Source organism: Alteromonas sp. HB246098 (assembly GCF_054890645.1).
The window spans coordinates 1,135,791-1,154,990 of the sequence record NZ_JBTZUG010000001.1 but is presented as its reverse complement, the minus strand read 5'-3'; the positions used below and the strand labels follow the sequence as shown (position 1 = coordinate 1,154,990).

16 protein-coding genes are annotated in these 19,200 nt (G+C 43.3%); 15 read left to right on the top strand and 1 reads right to left on the bottom strand.

The features are described from left to right. The first annotated feature begins 53 nt into the window (after nt 1-53). The 7 genes from ACYTPF_RS04985 (at nt 54) to flgL (ending at nt 7,774) form a co-directional block, all read left to right on the top strand. Nucleotides 54-797 carry a flagellar basal body rod protein FlgF gene (locus tag ACYTPF_RS04985; RefSeq protein ID WP_179982630.1) on the top strand — a complete coding sequence of 248 codons (744 nt, stop codon included), beginning with the start codon at nt 54-56 and terminating at the stop codon, nt 795-797. A gap of 46 nt (nt 798-843) precedes the next feature. Then, a complete protein-coding gene (flgG, locus tag ACYTPF_RS04980; RefSeq protein WP_015066437.1) occupies nt 844-1,632 on the top strand; it encodes a flagellar basal-body rod protein FlgG in 789 nt (262 codons plus the stop codon). Nucleotides 1,633-1,643: 11 nt separating this feature from the next. Continuing rightward, the gene (flgH, locus tag ACYTPF_RS04975) at nt 1,644-2,324 is read left to right on the top strand and encodes a flagellar basal body L-ring protein FlgH (protein WP_179982631.1); all 681 of its coding nucleotides are present in this window, start codon (nt 1,644-1,646) and stop codon (nt 2,322-2,324) included. Between the two features lie 20 nt (nt 2,325-2,344). Then, complete coding sequence (locus tag ACYTPF_RS04970; RefSeq protein WP_179982632.1) at nt 2,345-3,457, top strand: flagellar basal body P-ring protein FlgI; 1,113 nt, start codon at nt 2,345-2,347, stop codon at nt 3,455-3,457. Nucleotides 3,458-3,521: 64 nt separating this feature from the next. After that, nucleotides 3,522-4,472, top strand: a complete 951-nt coding sequence (flgJ, locus tag ACYTPF_RS04965; protein ID WP_461851396.1) for a flagellar assembly peptidoglycan hydrolase FlgJ — start codon at nt 3,522-3,524, stop codon at nt 4,470-4,472. A gap of 28 nt (nt 4,473-4,500) precedes the next feature. Next, nucleotides 4,501-6,543: a flagellar hook-associated protein FlgK gene (flgK, locus tag ACYTPF_RS04960; RefSeq protein WP_461851395.1), complete on the top strand. Its 2,043-nt coding sequence runs from the start codon at nt 4,501-4,503 to the stop codon at nt 6,541-6,543. A 7-nt stretch (nt 6,544-6,550) separates the two neighbouring features. Next, complete coding sequence (gene flgL, locus ACYTPF_RS04955; RefSeq protein WP_269915943.1) at nt 6,551-7,774, top strand: flagellar hook-associated protein FlgL; 1,224 nt, start codon at nt 6,551-6,553, stop codon at nt 7,772-7,774. A 6-nt stretch (nt 7,775-7,780) separates the two neighbouring features. Here flgL and ACYTPF_RS04950 read toward each other — a convergent pair whose 3' ends face one another. Then, complete coding sequence (locus ACYTPF_RS04950; RefSeq protein ID WP_461851394.1) at nt 7,781-8,755, bottom strand: hypothetical protein; 975 nt, start codon at nt 8,753-8,755, stop codon at nt 7,781-7,783. Between the two features lie 239 nt (nt 8,756-8,994). Between ACYTPF_RS04950 and ACYTPF_RS04945 the strand changes: the two genes are divergently transcribed. From ACYTPF_RS04945 to ACYTPF_RS04910, 8 genes are all read left to right on the top strand, one after another. After that, a complete protein-coding gene (locus ACYTPF_RS04945; RefSeq protein WP_461851393.1) occupies nt 8,995-9,840 on the top strand; it encodes a flagellin N-terminal helical domain-containing protein in 846 nt (281 codons plus the stop codon). Between the two features lie 705 nt (nt 9,841-10,545). Continuing rightward, the gene (locus ACYTPF_RS04940; protein ID WP_118490019.1) at nt 10,546-11,394 is read left to right on the top strand and encodes a flagellin N-terminal helical domain-containing protein; all 849 of its coding nucleotides are present in this window, start codon (nt 10,546-10,548) and stop codon (nt 11,392-11,394) included. Between the two features lie 762 nt (nt 11,395-12,156). Beyond that, on the top strand, nt 12,157-12,996 hold the full coding sequence (locus tag ACYTPF_RS04935; protein ID WP_269915947.1) for a flagellin N-terminal helical domain-containing protein: 840 nt from the start codon (nt 12,157-12,159) through the stop codon (nt 12,994-12,996). An 88-nt stretch (nt 12,997-13,084) separates the two neighbouring features. Beyond that, nucleotides 13,085-13,585: a flagellar protein FlaG gene (locus tag ACYTPF_RS04930; RefSeq protein WP_461851392.1), complete on the top strand. Its 501-nt coding sequence runs from the start codon at nt 13,085-13,087 to the stop codon at nt 13,583-13,585. 11 nt (nt 13,586-13,596) lie between these two features. After that, nucleotides 13,597-15,027 (top strand): flagellar filament capping protein FliD, encoded by a 1,431-nt coding sequence (fliD, locus tag ACYTPF_RS04925; RefSeq protein ID WP_179982640.1) that lies wholly within the window; start codon nt 13,597-13,599, stop codon nt 15,025-15,027. Between the two features lie 21 nt (nt 15,028-15,048). Continuing rightward, nucleotides 15,049-15,477, top strand: a complete 429-nt coding sequence (gene fliS, locus ACYTPF_RS04920) for a flagellar export chaperone FliS (protein WP_269915949.1) — start codon at nt 15,049-15,051, stop codon at nt 15,475-15,477. Then, nucleotides 15,474-15,791, top strand: a complete 318-nt coding sequence (locus ACYTPF_RS04915; protein ID WP_461851391.1) for a hypothetical protein — start codon at nt 15,474-15,476, stop codon at nt 15,789-15,791. Before fliS ends, ACYTPF_RS04915 begins: the two co-directional genes overlap by 4 nt. Then, a complete protein-coding gene (locus tag ACYTPF_RS04910) occupies nt 15,791-19,153 on the top strand; it encodes a motility associated factor glycosyltransferase family protein (protein WP_461851390.1) in 3,363 nt (1,120 codons plus the stop codon). The genes ACYTPF_RS04915 and ACYTPF_RS04910 overlap by 1 nt, the downstream gene beginning before the upstream one ends. Nucleotides 19,154-19,200 lie beyond the last annotated feature (47 nt).

Genomic DNA, 19,200 nt, shown 5'->3' with positions numbered 1-19,200 from the left:
GCATCGCCTTTGCAAAATCTTGCTTAAGGTTTAATCAGAGTCAAAAGTCAGTCATGGACAAACTTCTCTACATTGCAGCAAGTGGCGCATCCCAAGACCTATTAGGAACTGGGGTTAGAGCCAATAACTTAGCCAACGCGCAGACAACCGGGTTTAGAGCTCAATTAGAGCAAGCGAGATCGATGCCGGCTTACGGCGAAGGTTTGCCAACCCGCGTGTTTTCTATGACTGAAAGCCCGTCTAACAATTATGAGTCGGGTCCAATGATTAAAACGGATCGAGATTTAGATGTGGCCATTCAAGGGGATGGGTGGTTTGCGGTGCAAGATCAAAATGGTCAAGAAGCTTATTCCCGTGATGGCAACTTCAAACTAGGCGATGACGGAATTTTGACAGACATTCACGACCGTGTGGTGCTAGGCGATAACGGCCCTATTTTTCTTCCAGTACCTTTGGACAATCTTAACATTGCCGCTGATGGCACCTTGTCCATGAGGCAGCTAGGAGCCCCAGCCAATGTTATCGAGGAAGTAGGACGTCTCAAGCTAGTTTCTCCAAACTACGCTGATATGGAGCGAGGCACCGACGGCTTATTTAGAATGGAAGATGGCTCAATTGCGCCCGCTAACGCTAACGTAAAAGTGGCGTCTGGCATGCTTGAAGGTTCTAACGTAAATGCTGTTGAAGAGATGGTAGACATGATAAGTCTTCAGCGTCACTACGAGCTTCAAGTAAAAGTGATGAAACAAGCGGAAGAACTTGATACCCGTGGCAATTCTTTGTTGCGCATACTGTAAACGAATTTTAAACACCGTTGCCCTTTGAGCAACGTCGGAGGTTAACATGCATCCAGCACTATGGATTAGTAAAACCGGACTAGACGCCGCACAAACCGATGTGGCAGTGGTGTCTAACAACCTAGCAAACGCATCAACCGTAGGCTTTAAAAAAGACCGCGCAGTATTTGAAGATTTGCTTTATCAGAATATCAACCAGCCAGGCGGTCGTTCCTCTGCTGACACCGAACTACCATCTGGACTAATGCTTGGTTCAGGTTCAAAAGTGGTCGCTACGCAAAAAGCACATACGCAGGGTAACTTGCTGACGACTGAAAATGCGTTGGATATGTCAATTCAAGGCCGCGGCTATTTTGAAATTTTGCAGCCCGACGGCACTATTGCTTATTCACGGAATGGTCAGTTTTCACTTAACGACCAAGGTCAAATTGTTACTTCTGGCGCTGGCTTTTTACTTCAGCCTGAAGTGGCTGTTCCAGAAGATGCTCAGCAAATCACTATCTCACAAGATGGTGAAATAAGCGTGAGTATCCGAGGACAAGCAGAGCCTCAGGTATTGGGTCAGTTAAATATTTCAGATTTTGTGAATCCGACGGGACTTCAACCTACGGGACAGAACCTTTTCGTAGAGACAGCGTCAAGCGGTGCGCCTATTCAAGGTATACCTGGACTTCAAGGGTTAGGTTATATCTCGCAAGGAACCCTTGAAACGTCAAATGTAAACGTAACTGAAGAGTTGGTGAACCTTATCGAAAGCCAGCGCTTGTACGAAATGAACTCGAAAGTCATTTCGTCGGTCGACCAAATGCTTGGTCAAGTTATCCAGCAACTTTAATAGGTAGCGTCATGCGTATTTTAGGTTTATCTGCTGCTCTACTGCTACTAGGCGGTTGCGCCAGTACAACTGAACCACCTGTACAGGCTAACGACCCCTCGTTTGCACCAGTAGTGCCAGATTACCCGCGTGAAACGGTAGTAGAAGATGGGTCTTTGTTTCGTTCACACATGGCAAACAGTTTGTACTCAGATGTTACCGCTAGGCGAGTTGGCGACATCATTACGGTTACCCTTAACGAAAGCACTTCTGCGAGTAAATCTGCAGATACTTCTACAGCCAAAGATACCAATGTAAACCTAGATACGATTACGGGTCTTGGCGGTCAGGCTGTGAATATTGGTGGTCAATCTATTCAATTAGGTATCGGCTCTTCCCGTGATTTTACCGGTGATGCAGAAGCAAACCAAAGTAATAGCCTGGACGGTGCTATTTCGGTAACCGTTGTAGACGTATTGCCAAACAATAATTTGGTTATTCGCGGTGAGAAGTGGCTAACGTTGAACCACGGCGATGAGTATATCCGTCTAACTGGCATTATTCGCCCTGCAGATATCAGCCCTGAGAATGAGATAGTGTCTACGAAGGTAGCCAATGCTCGCATTCAATATTCAGGCACGGGTACTTTTGCAAGAGCACAGGAAAAGGGCTGGTTAACTAAGTTCTTTGATTCAACTTGGTGGCCTCTTTAGGCTTTGGTAGGAGAGTGGACATGCGTTTATTTTCAGTCGTATTAGCCGTATTTGCACTGCTTTTATCTTCACAAGCAGCGGCGCAGCGCATTAAAGATTTAGCGAGCATACAGGGCGTTCGTAGTAACCAATTAGTGGGATATGGTCTTGTTGTTGGTTTACCTGGTACAGGGGAGCAAAGCCCATTCACCGAGCAGAGCTTTAGAACGATGCTGAGTAATTTTGGTATTAGTTTAGATGCCAACACTAAGCCCAAAATTAAGAATGTTGCAGCGGTGGCTGTACATGCTGAATTGCCTGCTTTCGCAAAGCCTGGTCAAACCATAGATATTACGGTTTCTTCTGTAGGCGAGGCGTCGAGCCTTCAAGGTGGAACACTTCTTCAAACGTTTCTTCGTGGGGTTGATGGCAAAGTTTATGCGGTAGCACAAGGTAGCTTAGTGGTAAGTGGCTTTGGTGCACAGGGCGGCGACGGTTCTCGCATTGTTGTGAATACACCTACTGTTGGCAGAATTCCAAACGGCGCCATGGTTGAACAATCGGTTCCAAGCGGTTTTGCCAATGGCGACACGCTGACCCTTAATCTTCATTACCCAGACTTTTCGACTGCAAAAGCTCTTGCAGACACTATTAACGAACGCTTAGGTGCGCAGCCTGAAAATGGCTACATCATTGCAAAACCCATTGACGCTGCATCGGTCCGAGTTACTGCTCCACGTGATGTGGGCCAGCGAGTCGGCTTCTTGGCTACTCTGGAAAACTTTGAATTCACGCCAGCAGATGCACCAGCACGCGTTGTGATAAACAGCCGTACCGGCACAATCGTAATAGGCAGCGATGTTCGCTTATTGCCCGCGGCAATTACCCACGGCGGTTTAACGGTAACGATTTCTGAAAACCAGCAGGTTGCTCAACCCAATGCATTTGCTGACGGTGAGACCGTGGTAACAACGCAGTCAATTGTTGATGTGGACTTGGCTGATAGCAGAATGTTCAAGTTTGAGCCAGGCGTTACGCTTGATCAACTTGTGCGTGCGGTTAATGAAGTGGGCGCTGCTCCGGGTGACTTAATGGCCATCTTAGAGGCGCTGCGTCAAGCGGGCGCTTTACGCGGTGAGCTTGTGATTATCTAAAGCAAGCGAGTAGTTTTTAAGAGTACCTGATAGGAACACTGAAGGTTAGAGCGGAAAAAATACGATGGAAGCACTAAGCACAAAAAATCAGCTTGATATGGCACGTAATGTCCATGATATGGGCAGCATTAACAAAATGCGTGAAGCCATTGCGTCAGGCGATGAAACGGTATTGCAAGAAGCTGCTCAGCAGTTTGAGGCAATATTTGTGCAAATGATGTTGAAGTCTATGCGTAAAGCACAAGATGCCCTTGCCGATGAAAATAGTCCGTTCAATTCTCAACAAGTGAAGTTTTACCGTGACATGCACGACCAACAGCTGGCTACAGATTTAACATCAGGCGGAGGCCTGGGGTTAGCTGATGTCATTGTGAAACAGCTGGGTCAGACCGAAGATAGCTATACGCCAGCGAGTGTCATAAGAAGTGACGGTGATATTTCATCGTTAAATAGAAACCGTGAGTACAAGGTTGCTGAGGCACAAAATTTAGCACTTTCCTCTAATTCGATCAAAAGCCAGTCGGCGCAAAAAGATGCCATGTTCAAAAGTCCCGAAGACTTTGTTGAGAGCCTTATGCCTATTGCTGAGAAAATAGCGGCAAAATACGGCATGGATCCGAAAGCAATCATTTCTCAGGCTGCGGTAGAAACAGGCTGGGGAAAATTCGTTATCCATAAAGCTGACGGAAGTAGTTCACACAATTTGTTTGGTATCAAAGCGAACAAAGGATGGCAGGGCGACCAGGCCGTAGTCGACACACTGGAATTCAACAGCGGGCTGCCACAGAAACAAAAAGCTGCATTTAGATCCTATTCATCTGTAGAAGAGGCAATGGAAGACTACGGGCGCTTTATTACCTCACAGCCTCGCTATAGCCATGCTGTGGAAAATGCTTCAGATGCTGCGCGTTACACAAGTGCGCTTCAAGACGCGGGTTACGCTACTGACCCTGAATATGCCAGCAAGATAATGGCCGTTTACAACAGCGAACGTCTTAGTGCGCTGATGCCATAGTTTAGAAGCTATAGGTGAGGAGAATACAGTGAGTTCTGTTGATTTATATTCATTAGCTACAAGTGGCGTAAACGCTAGCAACAAGTTACTTCAAACTACGAGTAACAATATTGCTAATGTGAATACACCTGGTTATGTCCGCGAGCGCACCGAGCTTCAAAACAGCCAAGTATTCGGCGTGGAGATTGGTAATACTGAGCGCGTTATCAACGTATTTGCACAAAACCAACTGCGTCGTGATATTACATCGGTAGGTGAACTCGAAGCCTTTTCTAGTAAAACTACGGCAATTGACAATCTTCTGGCCAGCGAAGCCAACTCTATTTCTCAGGGGTTAAGTGAATACTTTTCTGCCCTACAAACCGCCGCCGACGATCCAACAAACCTCGCATCTCGTGAACAGGTACTTAGTAAATCTGAATCCCTCTATAACCGAATGAGAACCTTGTCGGATTATATGTTGGAAAAAGAAGAAGAGCTCAATTTAGAGTTCACTTCAATGGTTAACAGAGCGAATACCCTAATAGGCAATATTGGTGATTTAAATCGCAATATCGTTATTGCAAATGGCAACAATACGAGTGACCAGCCCAGTGCTCTTCTTAACGAACGAGATCAGGCGATAGACGAGCTTGCCTCAATAATGGGAATTACTGTAAAAGAGAGCACCACTCAAAACGGCGCTGTTACTATTAACCTAACTTCCGGCGAGTCACTCGTACTTGAAAACGGTGCATTTAACCTTTTTGAGTTAAGTTCTAACGCTGATCTAACAACCAAAGAGATCAAACTAGAAACTAATTTTGGCTCGCAAACTAAAAACGATGCTTCAATACGTGTCGTCGAAGAAGACTTAGGCGGAGCTTTAGGAGGCTTGTTTAGGTATCGCAATGAAGTTTTAGGACCAACAATGCGCGACGTAGGTCAGCTCTCCGTCGCTTTTGCCGATGCGATGAATACGCAGAATAAACTGGGTATGGACTTAGACGGGCAAATAGGCGGTAACATTTTCGACATTCCTTCTTTTAGAGGGCTAGCCTATGAAGACTCCAATGGCGACTACGTAGTTACAGCACAAATCACCGAAGGCAAGGGCGCTGAATTAACCGACGCCGATTACAAAATTGAAGTGACGGCCGTTGCCGCTGGTGTACCCAGTGAAATAGAAATCACATTTCTAAATCCAGACGGCACGCCTAAAAAAGACGGTTCAGGGAATGATATCATTTTTTCAAACTTTGCTGTTACGTCAGGTTTTAATGAGCTACCTGGGGGCATTGAAATAGACTTTGCAGGGAGCGATCCCTACACCGTGGGTAACGAGTTTTTGATTCAGCCAACAAAGGATGTGGCTTCAAATATAAGTTTAGATACAAATCGCCCAGAGGATTTAGCTTTCGCCAATCCGGTACGAGCTGGGGCTGACAGTACAAACTTAGGCAGCGCTAACGTAATAGATGTAACTGTTTCAAATACGGAAGTGGGAACCTCTGCTTTTGATGGAGCGGGTGGCCTTTTAAATTCAGCACCCGCTCAAATTAGCTTTACGGCTGCCGATACCTATGAAGTGTTAGATGGAAGCGGGACGGTTTTAGCTACTGTAACGGGTACAACGGATTTAACGAACCTTATCACTCAAGCGGGAATAAGTCCTGATCCAGGTTTTGATCTGAGCTTAGATGGTGTGCCAAAAGCAGGTGATAGCTTTTCAATTAGCTATAATACAGATGGGTTCAACGATAACAGCAATGCGCTTAATTTAGCTGCTCTTCAGAATGAAAATAAAGTTCAGGTGAGTAGTGAAGCAACCAATACGCCAAGAACGTTTCAAGATGCCTATGCGTCTATGGTAGGGCGTATTGGTGAAGATGCATCAATGGCTAGTGTCTCATTGGCTTCGGCTGAAGCGATGAAAGTTCAATCGCAAAACTGGTTTGAGTCTGTGTCGGGCGTAAGCTTGGACGAAGAAGCTGCTAACTTGATAAAATACCAGCAGAGCTATGCAGCCGCAGCACGTATTTTATCTACGGCCCAAGAATTATTTAATACCATTTTGCAATCAGCAAGGTAGGTGAGCTATGCGTATATCAACGAATCAAATTTATGATCAAAACATGCGCTCGATTATGCAAAATCAGGGCGACTTGGCGAAAACCCAAGAACAGCTAGCTTCAGGTAAACGCATAATCACGCCCAGCGATGACCCTGTTGGAGCAGCGAAAGTACTGCGCTTAACCGAAGAAATCGATGAGCTTACTCAGTTTCAACGCAATAATGATTTGGTAACGGGGTCGCTTGAACAGCAAGAGGCTGTGCTGACAAATATTACCAACTCAATAAATCGTGCGAGAACGCTTATCGTTCAAGCTGGAAATGGGATTTTAGACGATCCTGACAAACGTGCTATTGGTTCAGAGTTAGAGCAAATAAAGCTTGAGGTGTTCGATCTGATGAATACCCAAGATGCAGACGGAAATTATTTGTATGCGGGCTTTCAGTCTGGAAACCAGGCGTTTACTTACAACCCCGCGTCTGGGGGTAATGCCATCTCTTTCTCTGGAGATGCTGGTGTTAATTTTATCCAACTTTCTAACAGTTCAAAAATTCAATCAACCAGTAACGGTTATGAAGTTTTTGAAAATGTATTATCTCGTTTTAACTTCTCGGTTACTGGTAGTACGGTGGGATCGTTAGACGGAGCCACCATTTCAGAACAAGGCACCTTTGATACCTTTTTTAACAATAACTACGACGCGGTGAATAGCTCGAATAACGACTTTCGCATAGACTTTTTGGGCACAGGTCAGGCACAACTTGTTAATCAAAACAGCGGTGCAGTTATTGACACAGTGGGCTACACGTCTGGCGAACCGTTCACAATAAAAGGAATGCAGTTTGATGCCGTAGCAGCTCCGGGTACGAGCATTGATTTTTCTCTCGATCAGCCAGAGAAAAAGAGCATGGCGCAAACCATTCACGAAGTGCAAACATTGCTATCGGATAGCACCATTAATCATGGCGCATTACAAGACGCTATTGCCGATGCGTTGGTCGGTTTAGATAACGGGTTAGAGAAAATATCGCTTGAGCGGGCCTCTATAGGTAGTCGCCTAAACATTGCTGAAAGTACTTACGAAAGTAACTTGGATATGGAAATTGCAGCCAAAGCGCAACGCTCTTCTATTCAAGACGTTGACTATGCTGAAGCGTCTACTGAATTCGCAAAGCAAGAAACTGCGCTAAATGCTGCGCTTACAACTTTTCCTCAGGTATCTAACTTATCTTTGTTCAACTACATTTAACAGACGCTAACATAGCGAATTGATGCCCTTGATCTTGGCCAGGTAAACTCTGGCCTCATTATCGATGTGACTTGAGTAATAAGACATATAAAGGACGTCATCTTTTAATACTATTCCTGGATAACTCGTATCACCGCTGCTGGGCAATGTTAGTACTTCGGTAAGCTGTTTGCTATTTGCATCGAAATGCCAAATACGCGTTGAAAACTTCCGATTTTCCCAATCTACGTGCCGGCCAGCGACCAAAAATGTGGTTTCGCTTAAGGCTACGGCACAAGGTCCACCAATATAGATACCTAAATCACACCAGTTCCACTTTGTATAAGGTGGTTTGGAAATGCCAAAGTGAGCAGAAAATGTATCGGAGTCACGTCTCACAAAAACAGCGGCGTGCCCCTCAGAGTTAAACAGAAGTGCACTTTCATTCGGAAAACCTTTGTTGTTTTTTGCTAGTCCAAAAACGTTTGATTTGTGAATGCGCATGGCTCGTGTTGGGTCGCCTTCATACAGCGAAATGTGTTCAGCTGGACGATGATAAGCAAAACCGAACGCTTTATTGTTTATCCATTGTGGCCTCCATATCCACCATCCATCATCCCCAAACCAGTGTTTACTAGACCAAGATTTTCCAGTGGTAGTGAAAACGCTGAGCATTTTTGTGTGGGCTTGATCATTTTCATCAATAGTCTTTGCAAAGGCCGTTAATATTACCCTATGCCCGTCAAACATCAGTTTAGGATCTCTTAAATCTGTGCCAGGTTCACTAATCAGAACCTTACTGACAACCTGAAACGTTTTTTCGCAAACAGTGAGGATAACTATTACCCCATCTTTGCTCACATGATTAGTTGCTTGGCGATAACAACACAACAATGAATTACTACTTTTGGCGTAGGGATTTTCCATCAAATCAGTAAAGGCTGCATGTATAGCGGGCGGTGAGATACGACAAATTTCAATTAATTTGAGTTTTTTATTCAATTGAAATCTCCTTTAAAAATCTGATGTTTAGTGAAGGATTCTAGCTCTTTAAGCGGCAATATATTACCGCTAATCGGCAAATATCGTAATTTTTTCTAAAGAGAATTTGCATGTTGTCGATACAGTTTCTGAGAGAGCCAGTTCATCAATTACCCCTCAGGTCTTGATGACTACTAAAACAAAACGTCGGAAATTCCGACAGCCAGCGCACGCTGGACTGAGAGTGTAGGAGAGACTTTATGTCTATGTTCGTTAATACCAATGTATCCTCATTGAATGCCCAGCGTCAGCTTTTTGATGTAAGCAATTCTTTGAGCACGTCTTTTGAGCGTCTGTCTTCAGGCTTCCGTATCAACAGCGCTGCTGATGATGCCGCGGGTCTACAGATCACTGACCGTATGACTTCACAAATTGAAGGTCTAAACCAAGCTGTACGTAACGCTAATGATGCGATTTCACTGTCGCAGACTGCTGAAGGTGCGTTATCTGAAACAACTACAGCACTTCAACGTATTCGTACTCTAGCGATTCAATCACAAAACGGTATCAACAGCTCTGCTGACCGTGCTGCGCTTCAAAAAGAAGTGTCTGCATTACGTACAGAAATCTCACGTATCGCTACAACAACTGAGTTTGCCGGTGTAAGTATTCTTTCTGGTGCGTTCTCTGCTTCGTTCCTAGTAGGTGCGAACGCAGGTCAGACAATTTCAGTTAACTTGTCCTCACCTACGCTAACTGCTGCGGGTGTTTCAGGTTTTGGACCGTCAGGCCTAGGAATTGGTTCAGGCGATGTTCTTACTGCAGAAAATGCTTCAACAATTCTTGATAATGTAGATAGCGCAATTTCTGCGATTGGTAGCTTACGTGCCGATTTAGGTGCCTTACAGAACCGCTTCCAGTCAACTATCCGTAACTTAAGCAACATCTCTGAGAACGTATCGGCTGCACGTTCACAGATTAAGGATACCGATTTCGCGACTGAAACAGCTAACCTAACCCGTAACCAGATCATTCAGCAGGCAAGTACTACTGTATTATCACAGGCTAACCAGCGCCCGCAGGCTGCATTACAGCTTCTAGGTTAATCGTAATTAGCGTGAAGCCAGGAGGTAGTGCTCTAGTTCACGTGCGTTTAAAGCTGGTCTTTTCAAGGCCAGCTTTTTTATATCTCAGCCACTTAATTGTTATAAAGCCCGCCTACACACATATTTGTGCTTTCAGTCCATAGCCCTAACACTATGAAGTTAAGAGGTTTTTTTATTTATTCTCTTTTTTATCTAAAAATTTGAAAAAACATCTAAAGTAAAAATCGATCTTTGACGATAACTAATACAAAGGGGAGATAAACGATGTTTTTATCCTCTACGCTTCTAAAGTTTATGTTTAAAAGCGTTAATAGCACCGTTTAAATTCAGGTTTACTTTAAGATTCTGAGTTTAAAAGTTAGGAAATACAGTGCTTTAAATCGACAAAAAGTTTTGAAAAAAATACTAAAGTAATTTCAAGCAAAGGTCGATAAAAGATGGAGTTTGCTGATAGATGGTTAGAGCTGCTGACCGGCGAGAATAGAGCCAGGAGGTAGTGAGAGGTTTGAGGTTCTGGAACACCAAACCCACCGACCAGCAAAGAGAAGAAACTTCTCTATTTAGCAAGTTCCATTGGTAGTGTGCCAATGAAACGTCAGAATAAACTGACAGAGTTTTCAAAGCACAGGTTATGCCAAATATTTAAATTAATTGCGCAAATAATAAAACCAATAGCGCCATACTCGAAACTGTTAGGAGAGACCCATGAGTCTATTTGTTAATACCAATGTGTCATCATTAAATGCACAACGTCAATTGTTCACTACAGGTAATAATCTGAGCACTGCTTTTGAGCGCCTTTCTTCAGGCTTCAGAATTAACAGCGCGGCAGATGATGCGGCTGGACTGCAAATTACTGACCGTATGACTTCACAAATTCAAGGTTTAGACCAGGCGGTTCGAAACGCTAACGACGGTATCTCATTAGCGCAAACAGCTGAAGGCGCAATGGCCGAAACAACCACAGCTTTGCAGCGTATTCGTACCTTGGCGATTCAATCTCAAAACGGTATTAACAGCTCTGCAGACCGAGCAGCGCTGCAGAAAGAAGTGTCTGCACTAAGAACGGAAATCTCAAGAATTGCAACGACTACCGAATTTGCCGGTGTAAGTATCCTTTCTGGTGTGTTTTCAGCATCGTTCCTAGTTGGCGCGAACTCAGGTCAGACGATTTCAGTTAATCTATCGTCTCAAGCACTAACTGCAGCAGGTGTAACCGGCTTTAGCGCTACTGGCTTGGGAATTATTTCAGCTGACGTTTTAACCGCGGCTGGCGCATCGGCTTTGCTTGATGATGTTGATACAGCTATATCGGCAATTGGTGGCCTTCGTGCAGATTTGGGTGCTATCCAAAATAGATTCCAGTCTACAATTAGAAACTTAAGTAACATCTCAGAGAACGTATCAGCGGCAAGATCGCGAATTAAAGATGCGGACTTTGCCACCGAGACGGCAGAACTAAGCCGCAACCAGATTTTACAGCAGGCAAGTACAACTATCCTGGCGCAGGCAAACCAGCGTCCACAGGCTGCACTTTCACTGCTAGGTGGTTAATAGATAAGGCGCTTGATTTGGGAAGGAGTTGAGAGGCCATCCCCAAGAAGGTAAACGGCCATAAAGGCCGCTCCTTTAAGAAAGCGTCGACTAACAGGACTGAGAGTGTAGAAGTGTTGGTTGAGAGGCCAGTTTATCCTACTAAATACCTGCCAGCCGACAGAAACTGAATTTGCTCAATCTCCTAACGTGAGCAAATTGGCCGAGATTAAATTGTCTCGGCCTTTTTTTTAGTATTACCGAAACATCCCGCCAATTTCAAACAAATTGTAGAGCAAGACAATCTGTTCAAACTCTTACTTGCAGCTTCGATGCCAATTTTGAAGAGTATTTAAAAAATCTGACTTTTATCGCGTGCCGATATGCATTAATCACTTACTTCTATTTTCTATGCACTTAAATTGAATGTGCAAACCTTTATTGGGTTGCCTTTTGACGACTGCAATGAAGTACCCTCATTGAACAACTTTCATACTTGCACCTACATTTATCTAAAAAATAACGAAGAATTCGCGTAGTTAGATTATTTTTATTAAATTTCTTTTTTATATAAATCATTGCTTTAGGGTAATTCTGAATAATTTTTTCAAAAAAAATAAAAATAAGACTAAAGAATCTAAAGGGTTGGCCGATACCTATAGTTGAGGGGTAATTTACTTTACTTTTAACAGAGGCGTTAGCTCGGAGTAGTGACCAAGCTAATATGAACTGGAAGGATTTGATCGTACCACATTGGTCGACGAGTCCCTAGGAGGTATTCCAATGAGTTTATTCGTTAACACAAATGTGTCTTCGATCAACGCACAACGTCAGCTTTTTGACGTAAATGATCGTTTATCTACGTCGTTCGAAAGATTGTCTTCAGGCTTTAGAATTAACAGTGCAGCAGATGACGCTGCAGGCCTTCAAATTTCTGACAGACTTACATCGCAGGTTGAAGGTTTGAACCAAGCTGTACGTAACGCAAATGATGCTATTTCGTTAGCGCAAACAGCCGAAGGTGCGATCAGCGAGATCACAACAAGCCTACAGCGTATTCGCCAGTTATCTATCCAATCGCAAAACGGTATCAATTCTTCTGCAGACCGTTTAGCTCTGCAAAAAGAAGTATCAGCGCTAAGAACTGAAATTTCTCGTATCGCAACGGATACTCAGTTTGGTAACGTTAACATCTTAGACGGTAACTTTTCTGCTTCATTCCTAGTGGGTGCTAACGCAGGACAAACGATTTCAGTAAACCTTTCAACCGGTAACCTAGGTTCTATCACTGGTTTCAGTACTGCAGGCCTTGGTATTGATGGTGATAGTGTTGAAACTGCTTCAGGTGCTGCTGCGCTATTAAGTGCTGTCGATGCTGCAATTTCTGGTGTTGGGGGCGTTCGTGCTGATTTAGGTGCGCTTCAAAACAGATTCCAGTCGACTATTCGTAACCTGAGTAACATCAGTGAGAACTTGTCTGCGGCACGCTCTCAAATCAGAGACACAGATTTCGCGGCGGAAACGGCTGAACTAACACGTAACCAGATTATTCAACAAGCATCTGTTTCAGTTCTGAGCCAGGCTAATCAGCGTCCACAGACTGCGCTATCGTTGCTTGGATAAGCTATAATACAATTTAGCCTTAGTTGAGATGTAACGGGTGCTTGCTTAGGCAGGCTCCCGTTTTGTCGTTTCAGAAGGGGGTAGAAACGTGGAAATACCGAATATTCAAAATGGTCAGCCTTTTGCATCAAGTACAGGAATAGGGGCATCGCCGAATAGTGCTGCTAATACTGCACCGTCTGTAAAGGAGAATCTAAGTTCACCTAAAGAGGGGCAAAATGGCGTTATCAATACAGATGAGCTTGCAAAGGCGCCTTTAACTCAGCAAGTTAATGCTGAATTAGAAAAGGAAAATTTGTCTCAAGGTTTATCCCAAGACGCCGATAACCAAGGTGGAGAGAGGAATGCTGCTAAACTCGAAGAGGCAGTGGCAAAAGTTGAATCATTCTTAACTGTTCAAAACAGGGACTTAACTTTTTCGATCGACGAAAATACTAACCGTTCAGTAGTAACGGTTAAAGACGGTCAATCTGGAGATGTTATTCGGCAAATACCTTCCGAGGAGCTTTTAAAGCTTGCCGAAAGAATCCAAGAACTACAGCAGGATGTAGGGAATAGTGTAGGGGTGTTTATCAACAATCAGGTTTAATGAGGTAGGTTATGACTATTCAGTCGCTAGGTGTAGGTTCAGGTTTAGCCCTTGACGATCTCGTTCAGCAGCTTTTAGACGCTGAGAGATTGCCTAAAGAGGAAAGACTAAACGCTAAAGAAGAGCAGATCGAAGCTGAAATATCTGGTCTTGGTCAAATAAAGTCAAAGCTGTCAGATTTTAAAGATGCAGTAGACGATTTGCGTAGCGATACTGATATCAATGGTCGAGAGCCTACAGTCGTTAACCCCTCTGAAGATGACGATGTTCTATCGGCTGATGCGTCGAGTTCAGCCCTGCGCGGAAGTTACGATATCACCGTACAACAGCTTGCTTCAGGAAGCCGAATTACCACTGACGCAGGTGCGTTTACTTCAAGTACAGATCCTGTTTTAACTTCTGGTACAGGCTCGTTAACCTTTAGCATTCCTGGTGGCGATTCGTTTACTATCAACGTTGATTCTGGCACTTCTCTTGTTGACCTGAGAGAAGCGATTAACAGTGCCGACGATAACTTTGGTGTAACCGCAAATATCATAGATACAGGTACTGCCGAAGGGCCTCGCTTGGTGTTTTTGTCTGAAGAGACTGGTGAAGGCAATGATCTAGTTATCAACAACGATACGGGCGCTGCTGAACTTGACAGACTTTCAACTGCTGGCGGTACTAATAATATTAGTGCAGCTAATATTGAGTCGGCGAAAAACGCCATAGCATTTGTGGATGGTATTGAAGTTCAAAGCGAATCGAACAAGTTTGAAAATACAATTCAAAACGTTACCTTTGACGTAAACGAAATTTCACCAAAAGACAATGCAGGCAATTTTTTGTCAACAACGCTGAAAATAGGTTTTGACAAAGAAGGGCTAGAACAAAAAATTAGAGATTTCGTTGATAATTACAATGCTATAATTGACGAGATAGGTACATTAACACGCTACGGTGAATCCGAGTTGGAAGAAGATGGGGCACTAGCTGGAGACTCATTACTAAGAGGTGTTCAGTCAGGGCTTTCTTCAATTATCGGGGACAATGTTTCTTCATCAGAACTTGGTGGCTTATTCAGACTTGGCATAGAGCTAGATCAAGATGGAAAGCTTGAAATTAGTTCTTCAGACTTCGGAATCGGGTCTGGTGAAGACAGATTAAAAGATGCGTTGGAAGATAATTTTGACGATATCGCTACATTGTTTACTGATGAAAACGAAGGTATAGCTGTTCGTTTATACGATTTCGTTGATGAGTTCACATCATCTGGTGGCCTTATTTCTCTACGTGAAAAAACGGCGAAAGAAAATAGGGAAGATGTTTATGCTGATAGGGAAACCCTAGAGCTTCGTATGTTTAGCTATGAACAAATTTTACGAGACAAATACCTAAACTTAGATCAGACCGTGGCCCAATTGAACCAGACAAGCTCGGCATTATTAGCCGCACTATAACGTACGAGTTTCGGAGAAAGTATGTCCCTTAAAGGTATAAATGCCTACAAAAAAGGCAATTTGAAGCAAGATGTTGCCAATGCAGATCCACATAAATTAACCTTGATGTTGCTTCAGGGCGCGTTAGATAGAATTGCCTACGCAAAAGGTGCAATGGAAAGAAGAGAGCTTCAAGAAAAGGCGACTTTCATTTCTAAAGCCACAGCTATTATTATTCATTTACGTGATACGTTAGACGTAAAAGTGGGCGGAGAAGTTGCTGAAAATATGTTCGCCCTATATGAATTTATGATTGAAAAGCTAAATGAAGCTCATGTAAACAATGACGTAGCTTTGTTAGATGAAGTGTCTTCACTTTTAGCACCGATTAGAGATGCATGGGTGCAAATCCCTCAGGAAGCCAAAGAAGAGGCATTTCGGGCGCAACGAGAAAGTAAGCAAGCCATTTGAACCTTGATAAATTAAACCATTCCTTAACACCACTTTTTCTAGGTAAAGTTAACGCAGCAATTGCGGTTTGCGTGGCGGCAGAGCCTGCCGCGCTCTCGACTGAACAATTCCATCACCTTATTAGCCTTCGACATTCTATAGTGCTGCGCGAGTTGCGCCGACTTTCAGACGATGCCCGCTCAGCTTTTGCTGAAAATGAATTAACTATTAACCGAGAACTCGAAGCGCTAGCGCTTGAGTTGAAGTTAGCAGCAAAAGAGGAGATAGTTGGCTTTTCAAGAGCGCAAAAAGCGGCAAAGAGATATAAAAAATAATGCTTAAAGCCATTAAATTCTACCTTTTAGATGATGAAGAACAGCAAACATCACTAGAAGTCGAATCTGCATATGCGATAAAAAAGAACAAAGAAAAAAGTCTAATAGCCTTCAAACGTGTGATGCCTGTTATCTGTGCTCAGTTAATGCAATCGCGAAGCACGTCTACGTCTGTGTTTATCAACAAAGATAAAGAGCTCGATATTGTCGATTTTAATAGCGGCAAGGTATTGTATGGCGACCAGGTAACAGCCAATATCCACAAACATGTGGATGCTTTTTTACGTTCACCATCGGTTTTAGATAAAAACGGTTTTTCACGGCAAGCATATCCTCTTGAAGGTGATGCTGACGTATTGGTGGTGCTGGGATTGGGATTAGGCATTCACCTTTTAAAGCTAGTGAGAGAAACTAACTTTAAAAGTATTATTCTTTACGAACCAAATTTTGAATACACACACTGCTCTTTGCACACAGGTGTGTGGCCGGAAATTTTTAAGGTTGCCGCTGGGAAAGGGACGGCGATTTACTTTCAAAGCCAGCGTGATGGAAGTTCGGTCTTAGAGGACTTAAGTGAATTAAAGCAAGTTAGCCCTTTTACTAGTGTTTATTTTTATCAGCACTATCACAGTGTGAGCTTCGACTCAGTAATGAGAAGTCTGTCAGAGCTAACCATCGATAACGTACAAAAACGTTTGTTTTCTTTCCCTTCAGTGCAACCATTCGACGATTATTTAGTCCCATGGAGCCCTATAGTCACGAGAAGTAATTGGGATAAAAGCCACCTTAGTCGCGACACCTTTGATAAAAATATAGCGGCGTTCTCAAAGTACTACCCAGACATTGCACACGAATTCAAAGATTATGTTCCGCTCAAGTGGGAGCCCCAAGCGAACCAGTGTGGAGAAGTAAACCTTTTTCATATAGAGACCTGTACGCCACTTTATGGTGATAGTCCAAAACGCGAATCTGAACTGGCTTATGAGGCGTTTGTTAGACAGCCCAACCGAGATAACTTAATTTTAGGTTATGCAGGTGGGAAGCTAATTCATTACTCGCACCATAAAATGGTCAGAAGAATTCAAGAACATTTGGCAGGGATGGAAGAGGAAGAAGGCGAATTACCTGAAACTGTTAAGTCGATGCTTCTTTTTGGAATGGGAGTGGGCTATCAGCTTGAAGCTTTAAGTGAGTCTCGAGATATTGAAAAGCTTTTTGTTTGTGAGCCTAATCGAGATTACTTTTTTGCTTCCCTGTATGCGATAGATTGGGCAGCAATACTTAACAAGGTTGAAGAAAAGCGGCACCGAATTTATCTCAACATAGGCGATGATGGTAGCAACTTAGTTCGCGACCTGTTAAGTCAGTTCCATTCCATTGGTACTCATATTATTGCAAACACCTACCTCTCCCTTGGTTACGATAACGAGGTGCTACTGCCTGCTGTCGATAAACTCAGAGAAGACCTGCGTTTGATAGTTGCTATGGGAGAATATTTCGAACATTCTCGCTTTGGGACAACACATACCAAGTGGGCGGTAGAAAACAATATAGGGTTTTATCGCAAAGCTGGTGTGCAGCCCTTGGGTAAAGACCTAAGTGATGTTGCCGTATTTATTGTAGGAAATGGCCCCTCTCTTGATAGTCTAATGCCGCTTTTAAAAGAAGAAAGAGAACATGCAATTGTCATTTCGTGCGGTACGGCTCTTCAAGCAATGTATAGCAATGGCATTGTTCCTGATTTTCACGCTGAAGTGGAATCAAACCGGGCGTCTTTTGACTGGGCATCTCGAATTGGTGACAAAGCGTATTTAAAGCAAATTAATTTTATCAGCTGTAATGGCGTGCACCCTGATACGGCAGAGCTTTATAAGAATACTTATCTCGCTTTCAAAGAGGGGGAGTCATCGACGGTATTCATGAAAGAACTCTTTCCTGAGTTAGATTTGCCTTTCCTTCATTTTTCCTATCCCACCGTTTCTAATTTCGTTATCAATTACGTGTTAGAACTGGGTTTCAAACAAGTTTATTTGTTTGGGGTAGATCTCGGTATGGTTGATGTTAACCATCATCACTCTAAGTCTTCAGGCTATTATAAAAAAGACGGTGGCGAACTGTTCAATCACGCCGAACGGATAGACACTTCATTGGTAGTGCCGGGGAATTTAAGACCCTATGTAAATACCAAATTTGAATTCAATATGTCTAAATCTGTGATTGAGAAAACCCTTGCAGCGTTTAAAGATGCCGACGTATATAACTTAAACGATGGCGCCAAAATTGCCGGCAGTCCTCCTTTAGAGCAAGACGCGTTAATTATCACTAATTCATTGGAAGACAAACAGGCGGCGATGAACTGGATTCAAACTCAGGCTCATGTTCCTATCCCAGCGGCAGAATTCAAACAGCGATTTGCTAAACGTTTTAACCATGAAGCGTTAATTGAGGATATCACCAATTTCAAAGCGTTATCTGAAAGAGAATTCAACGGGCGCGAAGATATTGATAAGCTTGTGTTCGACCAGCGAAAATTTTTGGTCGAAGCGTATTTGCGTAAATGCTCTATTCTGTTTTTCTACTTCAATGGTACATCGAACTATATAAACAGTATTTTTAGTAAACTAACGCATTTCAAGAACGACGAACTTGTGATGGAAAAGTTTGAGGCTATAAGAGAGTGTTGGCACAACTTTCTCGATAATGCGTTAACGAGTATTTCTATGTACCCAGATGCCTTTGACACTGTCTCAAGTTTTACAAGAGAAAGACAAGAAATCGCCCTGCAAGAGTTTACAGAAAGAGAACGCGTAGCCTTCGTCAGTGAATCTGTTAGCGACGTGCTAAGTGCACTAGGAATTAACCAAAACGCTGACGATACCCAATGCCATTATCAGATTGAAGTTATTTCAGGTGTCCCTGGTTTGAAAGAGCGAAAGGCTGGTGTAAGCCGAATGGCGTATATCGTAAGTGACCCAGAACTTCTAGTGGCATTACATAAACAACTCAAACCTGAAGAAAGCAATATGCTTGTATTTTGTCCATTCGAAGGTTTTGATAATAAAAGGCTCGAAAAAGCCGTTTTTACCGCGGTACTTGCGCTAACTTCGAGCGATAAATTGCAATTGGTGTTTCCTAAGCTTGAGCAAGAAGATTGGGGAAGCTTCTTTGAGAATTACTTCTCTATACTATCCTGCGGTATGACATCATTTGAAACCTATAACATGTTTGCTTTAGCTTCTGAACCTCTGGCCGATAAAGAAATGACTAATGAAGGCGGTGATAGATTTTGGTTGTGTCCAAGACCGTTAGAAACATCACTTTGTGAGACAAAGCTCATTTTCAGTAAAAAGAAGTCGTCTTAGCGTGATCAAATTGATGAGTCATCGTGCCATTAGCGTCAAACGTTATT

What these genes read in the sequence shown, in the direction of transcription:
- ACYTPF_RS04985 (WP_179982630.1), top strand. Translation starts at nt 54, where the DNA reads ATGGACAAACTTCTCTACATTGCAGCAAGTGGCGCATCCCAAGACCTA.
- flgG (WP_015066437.1), top strand. Translation starts at nt 844, where the DNA reads ATGCATCCAGCACTATGGATTAGTAAAACCGGACTAGACGCCGCACAA.
- flgH (WP_179982631.1), top strand. Translation starts at nt 1,644, where the DNA reads ATGCGTATTTTAGGTTTATCTGCTGCTCTACTGCTACTAGGCGGTTGC.
- ACYTPF_RS04970 (WP_179982632.1), top strand. Translation starts at nt 2,345, where the DNA reads ATGCGTTTATTTTCAGTCGTATTAGCCGTATTTGCACTGCTTTTATCT.
- flgJ (WP_461851396.1), top strand. Translation starts at nt 3,522, where the DNA reads ATGGAAGCACTAAGCACAAAAAATCAGCTTGATATGGCACGTAATGTC.
- flgL (WP_269915943.1), top strand. Translation starts at nt 6,551, where the DNA reads ATGCGTATATCAACGAATCAAATTTATGATCAAAACATGCGCTCGATT.
- ACYTPF_RS04945 (WP_461851393.1), top strand. Translation starts at nt 8,995, where the DNA reads ATGTCTATGTTCGTTAATACCAATGTATCCTCATTGAATGCCCAGCGT.
- ACYTPF_RS04940 (WP_118490019.1), top strand. Translation starts at nt 10,546, where the DNA reads ATGAGTCTATTTGTTAATACCAATGTGTCATCATTAAATGCACAACGT.
- ACYTPF_RS04935 (WP_269915947.1), top strand. Translation starts at nt 12,157, where the DNA reads ATGAGTTTATTCGTTAACACAAATGTGTCTTCGATCAACGCACAACGT.
- fliD (WP_179982640.1), top strand. Translation starts at nt 13,597, where the DNA reads ATGACTATTCAGTCGCTAGGTGTAGGTTCAGGTTTAGCCCTTGACGAT.
- fliS (WP_269915949.1), top strand. Translation starts at nt 15,049, where the DNA reads ATGTCCCTTAAAGGTATAAATGCCTACAAAAAAGGCAATTTGAAGCAA.
- ACYTPF_RS04910 (WP_461851390.1), top strand. Translation starts at nt 15,791, where the DNA reads ATGCTTAAAGCCATTAAATTCTACCTTTTAGATGATGAAGAACAGCAA.